This is a genomic window from Paenibacillus litoralis (assembly GCF_046244365.1).
Lineage (GTDB): Bacteria > Bacillota > Bacilli > Paenibacillales > NBRC-103111 > Paenibacillus_V.
The window spans coordinates 447,181-459,282 of record NZ_CP176395.1 but is presented as its reverse complement, the minus strand read 5'-3'; the positions used below and the strand labels follow the sequence as shown (position 1 = coordinate 459,282).

The window sequence follows — 12,102 nt, the reverse complement described above, 5'->3', positions numbered from 1 at the left end:
ACAAATCTTCTATACCTTCACCTTTACGCCTTCGGAGGCGTACATCGCCCAGATCGTCCGATGCGATTGCAGCGCGTCCCAGCCGTTCGTCTCCGGCTCACGTCCTTCGTCGATGCAGGTCAGGAAATGCTCGATTTCGTATTTCGTCGTAGAGCTCTTGCTTGAATAGGCCGCCGGATCTTCTTCATAAACCGTTTCGCGCCCTTTATCCGTAACCGCCTCGATTTTGAGCAAATCCCTCGAAAGGGTAATCAGCCCTTCCGTCGTATGGATGTGGAACAAAGCGGGAGGCGCAGCGTGCTTGATGCCCCAGCTGCAGCTGACGTGGCCGAGCGTACCGCTCTCGAAAGCGATGGTGGCATGCGATGTCCCCTCTCCTTCCATCCATTCCGTTCCGCAGCGCGTGCCCAGCGAGGTTACCCGGTCCGGCTTGCCGAAAAACCACAGCATCAGATCGACGTAGTGGCAGCCATGGCTGAACAGAACGCCCCCGCCCAGCTTCTCCTTGCTGGCAAACCAGCTTCCCGGATTCGGCGGCAGGAATGCTTCGATCCAGCAGTTCGCATTGATCGCGCGTCCGTATTTGCCGCTGTCCAGCACTTCTTTCAGCCGAACGATCGACGGCACGTAGCGGAGCACATAGGCGACCATCAGCTTGACGTCCTTTTCCTCGGCCGCCCGGATAACGCGCAAGCAATCTTCCTCCGTATTGGCCAGCGGCTTCTCCAGAAGCACATGCTTGCCTGCGGCGATCGCGTGCAAAGCCTGCGGCGCATGAAGCTGGTGGGGCGTGCACAAGCTGACCGCGTCGATGTCGTCCACAATGGCGGTCCAATCCGTCGCATACCCGCAGCCGAGCTCCTCCGCGACAGATTTCGCGCGCGCTTCGTCCAGATCGACGACCCACCGCAAATCCGCTTTTTCCGACTCGTGAAACGCGTAAGCATGCCGTAAACCCATGTTAAGTCCGACTACCGCCGTACGAATTTTCTTTGTCATTTCGATACCCTCCGCTAATTTGCTGGTGGTGCGCACCTGCACTCATCATAGCTTGAACGCCCTGCAAAATCTTTGTGTTTTGGGCAGGCCGATTTGTTCTTTCGTTCGGAACTGAAGCGGCAGGAAACGGCGGCAAAGCGGAGAATGTTTACAACAATAAACCGTCACCGGATGCCGGGAGGAGTGCAGAGCCATGGACTTGCCTAGACTGAAGCTGAGCCGCATCGTCAACGTGGACAACATCATCAGCTTTCACTATGCCGAGCTGCCCAAAAGCTTCCGCATGCAGGACTGCTACGATTTCTGGCAAATGTTCTATGTGGACAAGGGCGAATGGGAGTTTTACGCCGAGCCGGAAACGTTCGCCATGAGCCAGGGCGACTGCCTGTTCGTCCCGCCGGACGTGATTCGGCGCAGCCAGACGAAGCCCGTTACGCCTCCGAACGTCATGATTCTTTCCTTCGAATGCCGATCCGCTGCGATGCGGCAGCTCGCCCGCCGTACCTTCAGACTTCACGAAGACGAGCGCCATGTCCTGTCGCAGCTGATCCGGGAAGGCAACGGCGCCTTTTTGCCGCCTCCGCTCGAGCGAAACCGCAGGATCGGACCGTTCCGTTTCAACGAACAAGCGCCGCTCGGCAGCAAGCATATGGTGCGAAATTATTTGGAAATCTTGCTCGTATCGCTGCTGCGCAGAGCCGGGACGAACCCTCCCGCGCCGAAGCTGCCCGCCGTCCCTCAGGAGAACCGCGAGAAGTCGGTCGTCGACCGGCTCCTCTCCCATATCGAGGCGAATGTGGAGGGCGACCTATCGATACGCACGCTGTGCCGCACCTTCGCGGTAAGCAGGACGCACTTGTACGAAGCCTTCAAAAAGAGATTCGGCTGCGGCATTTCCGATTACGTGCGCAAGCTCCGTTCCGAGCGGGCCAAGGTAATGATCCGGGAAGAGACGAACAGCATGACGGAAATCGCCGAACGGCTCGGCTACAGCAGCATTCATTACTTCTCGAAGGATTTCAAGAAAATGACCGGCATGACCCCCAGCGACTACGCCAGAAGCATGCAAGCGCTGGTACGCAGCAATGAATAGGGGCAGGGACGAAGCCTGCGAACGCGCTGACTTAACGCCCGCTTATCCTTGCTTTTGCATACAAATGACACGCCAAAAAGCCTCCATCCTTTCATTCAAGGATTTGGAGGCTTTTCAGTTTGTAACGGGGAGCGTTTCCCTTGCGCTTGCTTGCTTAAGGCGGCTTCGTTTGCACATTGCTTTTTGAAGGACTACAATTAAACCGACCATCCAAATCGGCATTTAATGAAAATGTTGAACCACGAAGGAGGAACCGTTTTGTCCAAAATCGCCAAAAATTTGACCGACTTGATCGGAAACACGCCCATGCTGGAGCTTACCGGATATGGCAAACATAGCGGTCTCGAAGCCACGATAATCGGAAAGCTGGAATATTTCAACCCCGCGGGAAGCGTAAAAGACCGGATCGGCTACGCGCTGATCAAGGATGCGGAGGAGAAGGGAATCATTACCCGGGATTCCGTCATCATCGAGCCTACCAGCGGCAATACGGGCATTGCCCTTGCCTTCGTAACGGCTGCCAGAGGCTATCGTTTGATTCTGACCATGCCCGAGACGATGAGCGCGGAGCGTAAAAATTTGCTGAAGGCGCTCGGAGCCGAAGTCGTGCTCACGCCCGGGGCGGAAGGAATGGGCGGCGCGATTCGCAAAGCGAACGAGCTGGCGGCCGAAATCCCGCATTCGTTCATTCCGCAGCAATTCGATAACCCGGCCAATCCGGCCGCGCACCGGGACACGACGGCGGAAGAAATATGGCGGGACACGGACGGACAAATCGACGTATTCGTCGCGGGAGTGGGAACGGGAGGCACGATCTCCGGTGTCGGCGAAGCGCTCAAAAGCAAAAATCCGAACATCGAAGTGATCGCCGTGGAACCTGCCGAATCGCCGGTTCTGTCGGGAGGCAAGCCGGGATCGAACCGGATTCAAGGCATCGGAGCCGGCTTCGTGCCCAAGGTGTTCAACCGCTCGGTCATCGACCGGATCGCGGTCGTATCCGCCGACGACGCCTTCGAAGCCGCCAGGACCCTCGCCCGCACCGAAGGACTGCTCGTCGGGATATCCTCCGGAGCGGCCGTCCATGCCGCAGCCGAGCTGGCCAAGCGTCCCGAATATAAAGGGAAAACGATCGTCGCTCTGCTTCCGGATACGGGCGAGCGCTACTTGTCGGCCGATCTGTACCAGTAGAGTACGCCCATCACCTATGCGCAAAAATAAGAACCTTCTATCCCGCGTTCGGCTGGCGGATGAAGGTTCTTTTTCGTTTTCGTATCGTGTACACAGCAGGGTCGGTCATTATTGAAAGGACTTTTTGGAAATCCCTTCTTCGCGCACGGCGTTTTTCCCGGCTTCACCCTGGGACAATTCCAAGTACAGCTTCGTTCCGTCGTTATACTTGAAAATGGCGACATCACGGACCAAGTCGACGGAAAGAATACGCTTGAGCTTTTTGCGAAAGACAAAGTCGTATTCCATTTCTTTCAATTTATTGACCAGCATCTCCAGATTCGCTTTATGATCGACGCGGTATACCTGAATCGCTTTGTTTTTGAAGGTTACTACTGAAGGAATCATGAAGTCCCCCCCTTTCCTCTCTATCATAATTGAAACGTTTTAAGGAAATATGAGCCGCACATTAGAATATGTCCTTTATCCCTTCACACTTTTCTGACAAAATTCGACGACAGCATTATAATAGTGAGAAAGCACCATTTTTATGCATCGGAGGTACTTTATGAAGCTTTCCTTGCGGATAAGGGTCATGGTCGTGCTCCTCTTGTTGACTAGCGTTTGCCTAATGCTGGTAGGAACGCTCAACTACCGGGCCGCCAAGCAGCATGTGTTGGACTCTCTGACAAGCAACGCCGCCTCTACGTTAGGCTCTCATGCTTACGAGCTGTCGGCATGGATCGAGACGCGCCTGGCCGAGCTGAAGGTCATGAGCCGGACGGATCTCATTCGCTTCGGAAAGCCCGACGATCAGATGCTGTATTTGGAGAACGAGCAGGCGCGCGCCGATTTTGTCCGCACCTACGGCATCGTCGATACAACCGGGCGAATGCCGTTGACCAGCGGCAATACGCTCAACATCCGAGACGACATTTTATTCAAGGAAGCGATGAACGGTAAAGAGGCGGTTGCCGAGCAGCCCCTCTACAGCACGGATGATCCGACACAGATCGTGCTGAAGCTTATCGTTCCGATTTTCAATGCGAACAACAAAGTTTCGGGCGCATTGACGGAGGCGATGTTCGCCGACAAAGCGTTCCGCAAATATTTTGACATCCGGCTCGGCAGTACGTCCACCGCCTACATGATTCATAAGGACGGAACGGTTCTGTATCACCCCGATTCGTCCCAAATCTTAAAGGTAAACATGCTGAACGTCTCTTCCTCCCTTAAGGAAGCGCTTCAAAATGCGATTCAGACGGGTCAAGGCCTTCGAAAGACGGAGCAGGGCGAAAAGCTGATCGTCTTCGCTTCCCCCGTGCCGGATACGAACTGGTTCATCGTCATCGACACGAAGCTCAGCGAGTTCCAGAAGCCGCTGCAATCGCTGCTGCGCAAAACGCTCATTACGGTCGGCGCTGCCGAGCTCGTTATGGCCGTCCTGCTCCTGATCGTGCTGAATCCGATCGTTTCCCGCATCGAACGGCTCGTTCGGGTAACGGAAGCGGTCGCCGGCGGCAATCTGAACGTCAAGCCGGTGGCCGTGGAGAAGGACGACGAAATCGGAACTTTGGCGCGGTCCGTCAACGGCATGGTGGAGCATCTCCGAACGCTGTTCGAGCGGCTGGAGGCCATCATCAATCAGAACGATTACGCGATCGTATGCACCGATGCGAGCTGGACGGTAACCTATTTCAACAAGACGGCGGAGAGACTGCTCGGCTATAAAGCGGAAGAAGTTAACCATATCAAGAAAATCCCGTTCTATCACGACATGGAGGAACTCGCTGAAGCGGCGGCGGAGCTGGCGGCCCGGCTCGGCTATGAGGTGGATGCGGATTCCTATTTCGAGCAGTATGCCGCAAGCGAGCGTCTATCCATCGACTTTGAACGGACGTACGTCCATAAGAACGGCACCCGCATTCCCGTTATGGTCAATTCCACCAAAATTATCGATGCCGACGGGAACATTACGGGATATGTCAACATTTTCAGAGATATAACCGCCTTGAAGGAGACGCAAGAGGAGCTCGTCATGGCGAAGAAAGAAGCGGAGGAGGCCACCCAAGCCAAAAGCCGGTTCGTAGCCAGAATGAGCCATGAGATCCGGACGCCGCTGAACGGCATCATCGGATTATCCCAGCTGATGCTCAAGACGGATATGACGTCCGTTCAGGAGGACTATCAGAAGAAAATCATCGAATCTTCTCAAAGCCTGCTGCGGATCGTAAACGATATCCTCGATTTCTCGAAGGTGGAAGCCGGCAAGCTTGCTCTCGAAAAAGTGCGCTTTCAGCTGGACGACGTGTTCCGGAAATGCGCGGATACGCTCAGCGTGACGCTAGGCAAGCAGCAGCTCGAAGTCGTGGTCGATACTCCGGAGCAATTGCCGGACGCGCTGCTCGGCGACCCGCTGCGGCTGGAGCAAATTTTGCTTAACTTATGCGGCAACGCGATCAAATTTACGGAAAAAGGTTTTGTTATCATCAAAGCCCAGGTGCTGGAAGAGCAAGAGGAAGCCGTTACGATCCGCTTTATGGTCATCGATTCGGGCATCGGCTTATCGGAGGAGCAGATTTCGCTGCTGTTCCAGCCGTTCACGCAGGCGGACGGCTCCACGAGCCGCAAATATGGAGGAACGGGCCTCGGTCTCGTCATCTCCAAGAGCTTCATCGAGATGATGGGCGGCACGCTCGAGGTCTACAGCAAAAAAGGCGTTGGCAGCCAGTTCTCGTTCACACTTACCTTCCAGCTCCCCGCTAATGCGAAGCTGCGGTCGTTCAAGCTTCCCGGCCCGCCTGCGATCCGCCGCGCGCTAGTCGTGGAAGACAGCGATCTGATGCGCAGCAAGCTTCGTTCGATGCTGCAGTCGCTCTCGTTCCAAGTCACGAGCGTCGAATCGTGGAAGCGCGCGCTGGAGCTGCTGCAAAGGCCGGATGCGGCGGACGTATACGATATCGTTATTCTCGATATGGAGACGCCCGATATGTACGGGGCGGATACATGGATCGCGATGAACGAAGCCGCCGTTCGAGCTCGTGCAGCCACGCTGGCGATGACTTCCGCTTACGGCCGCGAAGAACTGTTAGGGATGGAAGCCGCCAACCGGCCCGACGCCTTTATCGTCAAACCGGTCAGCCGGCTTGGGCTGTTCCAGACCATTGCGGCGCTGCTGGACCGCAAACGGGAAAAGCATCTTCAGGCGGCATCACCGGATATCCACGAAACGGCGGCGACGGGCGAATCTGCGGGAACCGTTTTGCTGGCGGAGGACAATCCGATCAATCAGCAGGTTGCGGTAGAGCTGCTGCGAAGCAGGGGCTTTACGGTCACGGTGGCCGGCACCGGCCGCGAGGCGTTGGAGAAGCTCGGACTGGCGAGCTGGGACATCGTGCTTATGGATATTCATATGCCCGAAATGGACGGCTGCGACGCGGTGAAGGTCATTCGCGCCGATCACGCTTACGACCGTTTGCCGATCGTGGCCATGACCGCTAATATTATGAAGGAAGATCACGCGGAATATTACCGGATCGGCTTTAACGACGTGATCACGAAACCGATCGATGTCGGCGTAATGTTTGAGGTTATTGCCAAATGGCTTCATCCCGGCGAGGCCGTAAGCCGGCAGCTCGACCACCCGGAACCGCCGGAGAGAACGCTTCCCCTGCCCCAGCTCGCAGGCATCCGCCTGGAGCTCGCGCTCCAGCGGCTCGATGGGAGGATCGGCATCTTTAAACGGATGGCGGCAACCTTTGGCAAGGAATACGACGATTTCATGCCTCGTTTGAGGGAGGCTTTGCAGCAGGGTGACCGAAAGCTCGCCGGCAGACTTGCCCATACGCTAAAGGGCGCAGCCGGCAATCTGGCGGCAGAGCGCCTTTATGCCGCCGCCGAGCTGCTGGAAGCGGACATTCGCCGGAATAACGAGGATACCATGGCCGAATCGGATACCCTGGAAGCCGTCGAACATGCGCTTCTCGAGGTGCTGCAAACGGCCAAAACGCTTGACATTCCGGAAAGGCACTGACACTTTTCTAACACTTACGATTCTATAGACGATTCCTATCTATTTATAGTATATTTATTCCAAGTAGATTTATAGGCCGTTAGAATCATATTAGATTTTTGTTAAGAAAGGCTGATGACGACCACACTTTCCTAACATTTTGTTTAAAAAAAGGTGGAATCTAATGAACAAAGTGTTAATGATCGAAGACGATCCGATGATCGGCGAAATGCTGTCGATGTATTTGTCGGAAGAGGGTTACGCGGTGACGAGGGCGGAGAACGGCAAGCAAGGCCTTTCCGAGCTGGAGTCCGTAAACCCGGATATCGTGCTGCTTGACCTGGTGCTTCCCGATATGGACGGAACGCAGCTGTGCAGCGGCATCCGGGAGGTGTCCACCGTACCGATACTTGTCGTCTCGATGCGTACGGAAGTGACCGACCGTATCGACGCTCTGCTGGCCGGAGCGGACGACTATCTTTGCAAGCCGTTCAGCATGCGGGAGCTGAGCGCGCGCATTACGGCGCTGATCCGCCGTTCCCAATTCACCTCGCAGGCCGCAGCCGCGCTCGCAGAGCCGGAATTTGCGCAGTCCGTTCCGCGGGGAGACGAGACCATCTCGCTCGATCTCGAACGAAGGGCCGTTTACGTCAACGACCGTCATATTGAAACGACTTATTCCGAGTTCGAGATTATGCGGCTATTCTGCGCCAATCCGGGTAAAGTATTTAACCGGGAATCCCTCATTAACGCGCTGCGCGGCTTCGACTCCTTCGTCACCGATCGGGCGATCGACGTCCACATTGCGAACCTCCGCAAAAAAATCGAGGAAGAGCCGAAGGAACCGAAGCATATCAAGACGGTTTGGGGCGTCGGCTATAAATTCGAGCTTTAAATGAAATCGACCCGGCGGGAACGACTCCGCCGAGGTCGATTTTTTCATGCTGGCGTCGGAAAGCAATTGGATTCGATCCATCGCAGACCGTCGATTACCATCTGCAATAGAACATCAGCCGTTCCCTGTTGCGCCCTGACGCTCCGCGAACTCCCGGTCCAGTATCGCGTACAGCAGGGAGTCGTGCCAGCGGCCCTTGGCCCTGATATGCTCGCGCAGCAAGCCTTCATAACGCATGCCGACATGCTCCATGACCTTCGCCGAGCCGGTATTGCCCGGCCTGCATGTGGCGTAGATGCGGTGCAGCTTCAGCTGCTCGAATCCGAGACTCAGCATCGCCTGCGCCGACTCGGAGCCGTAGCCCTGCCGCCAGTAGTCCGGATGGAAGCAGTAACCGATCTCGCCCTTCCCGTCCTCCGCATGCAGCCCGCAGCCGCCGATGAGAAGACCGCTATCGCGGAGCGTCACCGCAAGCTCAAACTCCGTTCGCGGCGATTCTTGCTGCCACGCGACGGTTTGTTGAAGAAAAGACCTCGTCTCCTGCTCCGTATTCGGCCCCCACAACATATGCACGGCGACTAGCGGACTTGACGCATACCTGTGCACAGACGCCCAATCGTCCTCGCGATAATCTCTTATGATCAGCCGTTCCGTTTCCATCCGCATCTTAGCCGCCTCCGTCCGATTTCAAAGTTTTTCCAATCATCTTACCAGAAAAAGACCGAAACGTCTTGCTAAATCAGACGGATACGAAATGCGGCCAATGATAAAAACAGCCTAAACGGGCTGCCGGCCCATTTGTTACACAAATGAAACATTCCCTTCATCTTCCCTTAATGAAACGAGCCTATAATAAAAGTCGACCCCCTTTTGATAATATATATTTTAGCCCGCAGGCCCGTTGCTTGCGGGCACTTCTTTTTTTCAGCGCCGCCTCTCCTTCGATTTGTTACACAAATGAAATGTTCTCTTCATCTTCCCTTAATGATACGGGCCTATAATAAAAGACGACCCCCTTTTGATAATATATATATACTTAACCCGCAAGGCCCGTTGCCTTGCGGGTTCTTTTTTTTGTATGCACGCTTAGTCGAACCGCTGCGTTTTATACCACTTCGTCTGTCTGCCGGCAATCTTGTCCACGCACAAGGAGTAAAAAGCCTTCACTGAAATAAGCAAGAACAGCTGCGCATAAGTAAAATACGAAACGCAGGAAATGATAAAATTGCGAATGTTGCTTTGCCCGATATCCGCCGCTAAGGCCAGATTGATTTGCAGCACGTAGATGTAGTACATAAGCGCCCAAGCAATCATTAAAAACACATAGACGTCTCCCGAGAACGAAAAAGGAGAAACGAAATCAGGGTTAACCAGCGCCGCGATTTGATAAACGATATTGGCGACAAAAATGATATCCGAAATGATGATGGCTATCATGAACCAAAAATAGCTCGCCGCATAATAGAGGATAAAAAGCTTGATCCGCCAGCTTGTCGCGTTGAACAGATGGTGAATGTTGTCCATGATGACGTGGTAATTCCCCTTCGACCAGCGTCCGCGCTGCTTCATATAGACGCTTAGCTTCTCGGGCTCCTGCTGGTACGCTTCCGCTTGCGGCGCGAGGGCGATCAGCTGGCCTCTCGTCAGAATTTCGAAGGAAATTGCCGTATCCTCGGTGATCGCCTGCTCGTCCCATCCCCCGATTTCGCGCATAAGCGCGGTTTTGACGATGAAATTGGTGCCCGGTATCGTACCCAGCTTGAACAGCTCCCAAAGTCCCGTATGATGGACGCGCTGAACGGTGACCAGTTCCAGGTTGATGCATTGGGACAAAAAATTTTGATTGCGGTTACGCGCTTTATTCCGTCCGAATACGGCTCCGTATAAATCCGGCTTCTCCATCGCCTTCTGCGTCAAGAAGAGAAGCGCATTCTTCTCCGGCGCCGCATCCGCGTCGTAAATGCAGCACCACTCGCCGGTCGCAAGCTTAAGCGCGTCATTCAGCGCACCCGACTTGCCGCCCGTACCCGTCCGCTCCATAATATGAAAGTTGCGATGCCGAAACGCGGGCTTGTCCTTCAGCGCCTTCAGCCTCGCAGCCGTCTGGTCGGAACAGTTATCCGCAATGACGATAAGCTGCACTTTATCTTCCGGATAGTTCAGCTTCAAAATATGCTCCACCGTGGAGACAATCACGACTTCTTCATTATGCGCCGGCACCATGACCGTAACGTTCGGGAAATCATCCATACGATTCGGAATGACCAAGGGCGTTCTATTTTGCCTGGAGATAAACCGGATCGCTCCGGCCATAATGACGATGGATTCCAACACGGCGATCCAAATGCTTACAATGGAAAACAACAAAAACCATTCAGCCATTCGCTCTCCCCCGATCGTACTTTCGCGTTACTTTGGCCCGAAACCTCAGCGTAGCGACGGTCAGGATCACAATCGATACCGCGAACAGGCTGGAAACGACGATACATAACGGAATAAACCAGCTCGTATAATTCATCCGACTCCCCACGCTCCTTTGCCGTTCGCTCTCCTGTCAGACATATTCCGCCACAAGATCCGTCTCGGTGCCTCTTTCCAGAGCGGCGATGACATCGTCGATCCGCTGATATTGGCCGAACTGCTCTTTGCGGAACGCAATGGCCCCGGTGCGGACGATAAGCTTCAGCTCCTGCCCGTTCTTGCCCGTAAAGGAAACGTTCATCATGGCCTGCTTGATGCGGTCCGTTACCATGTCGAAATAGTCCCGGTCGGTCATCGGACACAGAATAATAAATCGTCCCTCGTCTATGGAAAATTTATAATCCTCGAAGCGCAGCTGTTTTTGGATCGTTTGGGATAACTCCAGCAAGAGCTGGGCGTACAAAACAGAACCCAACGATTCCAGCACCAACGGCAGAAACTCTATTTTGAACATCGCCATGGAAAAGCCGTATCGATCCGTATACCGTTTTGCCAAATTGGACTGCTTGACGACCATATCGGCTAACGCCTCCTTGTTCATAAGGGAGGTATCCAGATCCATCTGCGGATTCGTGTCCTTCAGTTCATCCAGGCGCTCCATGACTCGCTTGTTGCGGATCAAATGAGACTTGACGAATGCCGCAATCACGCCGTTCGCCGGGATCAGCAACAGCCAAGTCACGGTAAGGACGTCCGCATGCGCATACGTAACAAGCCATACCAGATAGCTGATCACAAAAACAAAGACGCCGACGACAGCCACCCCGAGCGGCACGATAAATCCGGCCAGCAAGGCCGATAAAGCCGCTATGCTGAAGCCGATTTCAACTGCCGTGTAGCTCTGATCGAGATAAACGTTTAAATAAATCAGCAGCTGCTGCACCATCATGAGGCCGATCAACATCGCATAACCGCGCTCCGCGTTTTTTGTGGCTATTTTCCCATCCATGCTCTTCCTTCTTTCCTCTAGTTTGGCCCTAAAAAAAAGAGAGCAGCCCTCGTCCGAAACCCCGCGAGGACTGCTTTACCCGATAAGTGTAACAAAATGCTACAGCTGTCGACATCCGACAAAATTCCTTATTTTATAGGTTTTCCTGCTCGATAACCATTACCCTGATGATTCACCGTACAATCCGGTTACTTCCTCGCCTGCCGCCAAGCGGTCTCCCCCAGCAGGGCAAACAGATTGTCGAAAATATGGGTATTTCCGCCGAACACATACCCTCCCGCATAGGACGGGTCTTGATCCCGCAGCGTTAGCATTTGTTTAACCAACTGCTCGGCCCATCCCTTATCGTTCACCCGTAAGGCGAGCAGGATGGCCAGTCCGTATACCGAAGGAGACTCGTACGGCACGCTCGCCGTTCGAATAGTACTAGAGAAAGTTAGTACTTATTTCCATTCGTAAAATCCGTACAATAAGATTTAGAAGCAGGTACTAATACGACGTAATAA

The 12,102-nt window shown here is 54.2% G+C and carries 11 protein-coding genes; 4 read left to right on the top strand and 7 right to left on the bottom strand.

Annotation, left to right across the window (positions count from 1 at the left end; genetic code table 11):
- Positions 1-9: 9 nt before the first annotated feature.
- On the bottom strand, positions 10-999 hold the full coding sequence (locus ACKGJP_RS02055) for a Gfo/Idh/MocA family protein (RefSeq protein ID WP_409344039.1): 990 nt from the start codon (positions 997-999) through the stop codon (positions 10-12).
- A gap of 193 nt (positions 1,000-1,192) precedes the next feature.
- Between ACKGJP_RS02055 and ACKGJP_RS02050 the strand changes: the two genes are divergently transcribed.
- Both ACKGJP_RS02050 and cysK read left to right on the top strand, forming a co-directional pair.
- Positions 1,193-2,092, top strand: coding sequence for a helix-turn-helix domain-containing protein (locus ACKGJP_RS02050; RefSeq protein WP_409344038.1), 900 nt, complete (start codon positions 1,193-1,195; stop codon positions 2,090-2,092).
- Positions 2,093-2,350: 258 nt separating this feature from the next.
- Positions 2,351-3,280, top strand: a complete 930-nt coding sequence (gene cysK, locus ACKGJP_RS02045) for a cysteine synthase A (protein ID WP_409344037.1) — start codon at positions 2,351-2,353, stop codon at positions 3,278-3,280.
- Between the two features lie 108 nt (positions 3,281-3,388).
- Here cysK and ACKGJP_RS02040 read toward each other — a convergent pair whose 3' ends face one another.
- Positions 3,389-3,667 carry a hypothetical protein gene (locus tag ACKGJP_RS02040; RefSeq protein WP_409344036.1) on the bottom strand — a complete coding sequence of 93 codons (279 nt, stop codon included), beginning with the start codon at positions 3,665-3,667 and terminating at the stop codon, positions 3,389-3,391.
- A 160-nt stretch (positions 3,668-3,827) separates the two neighbouring features.
- Between ACKGJP_RS02040 and ACKGJP_RS02035 the strand changes: the two genes are divergently transcribed.
- Together ACKGJP_RS02035 and ACKGJP_RS02030 are read left to right on the top strand one after the other, a co-directional pair.
- Entirely contained in the window at positions 3,828-7,292 is a 3,465-nt protein-coding gene (locus ACKGJP_RS02035; protein ID WP_409344035.1) for a response regulator, read from the top strand.
- Between the two features lie 163 nt (positions 7,293-7,455).
- Entirely contained in the window at positions 7,456-8,166 is a 711-nt protein-coding gene (locus tag ACKGJP_RS02030) for a response regulator transcription factor (RefSeq protein ID WP_409344034.1), read from the top strand.
- A gap of 114 nt (positions 8,167-8,280) precedes the next feature.
- Here the strand turns inward: ACKGJP_RS02030 and ACKGJP_RS02025 are convergent, their stop codons facing one another.
- From ACKGJP_RS02025 to ACKGJP_RS02005, 5 genes are all read right to left on the bottom strand, one after another.
- Positions 8,281-8,832, bottom strand: a complete 552-nt coding sequence (locus tag ACKGJP_RS02025) for a GNAT family N-acetyltransferase (protein WP_409344033.1) — start codon at positions 8,830-8,832, stop codon at positions 8,281-8,283.
- Between the two features lie 420 nt (positions 8,833-9,252).
- A complete protein-coding gene (locus tag ACKGJP_RS02020) occupies positions 9,253-10,548 on the bottom strand; it encodes a glycosyltransferase family 2 protein (protein WP_409344032.1) in 1,296 nt (431 codons plus the stop codon).
- The gene (locus tag ACKGJP_RS02015; protein WP_409344031.1) at positions 10,541-10,684 is read right to left on the bottom strand and encodes a hypothetical protein; all 144 of its coding nucleotides are present in this window, start codon (positions 10,682-10,684) and stop codon (positions 10,541-10,543) included. Before ACKGJP_RS02015 ends, ACKGJP_RS02020 begins: the two co-directional genes overlap by 8 nt.
- A gap of 36 nt (positions 10,685-10,720) precedes the next feature.
- Positions 10,721-11,596 carry a diguanylate cyclase domain-containing protein gene (locus ACKGJP_RS02010; RefSeq protein ID WP_409344030.1) on the bottom strand — a complete coding sequence of 292 codons (876 nt, stop codon included), beginning with the start codon at positions 11,594-11,596 and terminating at the stop codon, positions 10,721-10,723.
- Between the two features lie 188 nt (positions 11,597-11,784).
- Positions 11,785-12,003, bottom strand: a complete 219-nt coding sequence (locus tag ACKGJP_RS02005; RefSeq protein ID WP_409344029.1) for a hypothetical protein — start codon at positions 12,001-12,003, stop codon at positions 11,785-11,787.
- Positions 12,004-12,102: the final 99 nt, after the last annotated feature.